The organism is Streptomyces sp. A18 (assembly GCF_059026065.1).
Map to the genome: position 1 here is coordinate 1 of NZ_JBWLKL010000124.1, position 1,151 is coordinate 1,151.

At 70.2% G+C, this 1,151-nt stretch carries 1 pseudogene; it reads right to left on the reverse strand.

From position 1 onward, the window contains the following. Positions 1-89: 89 nt before the first annotated feature. Positions 90-1,151, reverse strand: a pseudogene (locus tag AC5P1C_RS43750) (hypothetical protein); the annotation flags it as partial.

Here is a 1,151-nt window from a genome sequence, read left to right on the forward strand (position 1 = left end):
CGGTGTGCTGCCGCTCGGCGGCCCAGACTTCGTAGACACGGAATTGAGGCAGGTAGCGGCGCAGGGTGCTGGGGTCGACCGGTGCTCCGCTACGTCCCGTGATGCCGTGCTTGGCCAAGAAGGCCGAGAGCTCCTTGTCGGAGGGCTCGGTGGGCGCTCTGATAGTCGAGCCAGGCCAGGTAGTAGCGGTCGACCGTGGTGAACTGCGGCCCAGCCGGATCCGTCGGCGCCGGTGAGACCTCATCGTCGGCCGGGAGCTGGGCATCGATACGCGGAGAGCGCTTCCGCTGCTCGGGCACCGGGGCCCTGCGGACCCCCTGCTCCTCTGTCCCCTCCTCAAGTGCCACGGGGTCAGGCTCCCGCTCCTCCGGAGGGGCGGCGTGCCGTCCTTCGGCTTCGATAACTGTCAGGTACTCCGCCAACACGTCCTCGCCCAGCGGGTAGCCGTCGGGTCCACTGAGCAGGTATCGCGACGCCAGGAACGCGCTGAAGGTCGCGAGATCGGGGAGGTGCCCGAACTCGGAGACGAACAGGCGCGCCGCGTCCTGGATGAACGCGGCCCATTCCTCTTCCGTCGCCTCCCCGGTCTCCCCCTCCTGAGCCTCGTCAGGGCGCGGAGCCTGCGGCAGGGACTGGCCCGCATCCCGCTGCTCGAAGTGCTGGGTCATCAAACCGAGCTGGTTGCGTGGCAACGGTCGACCGTCGTGCTGCGCGATGCCGTAGGCGTCCATGAGGAAGTAGCTGAACTGGTGAGCTGTGGGGTAGCCGCCGTGCTGCGTCACGAACGCGAGGTACGCCTCGAAGTATCCCTCCGGGTACGTCCCGTCCTCCGTCAGCAGTTCCGGGTCCGGACTGTGTTCGGCTCCGGTTGCGGGATTGAGCGCTTCGGGTTGCTGCGGCAGGCCCGCCGGTATCCGCTCCTCCCCCACCGCCGGGGCTTGCTGGGCCGGTACTCGGCGCACCTCGGGAGCAGCGGGCTCGTACTGCTGCCCCGGTGCACCGATGCCTGCCGCGGCGAGGCCCGCGGGGGCCGTCTCCGCCAGCGGTACGCCGAAGCGCGCCAGGCGCAGCGGCATCAGGGACTCGACGGGGGCCTTGCGGCGCCAGGAGCGGCCGAAGCGGGCCTGGAGGCGGGCCTGGTAGATGAGGCG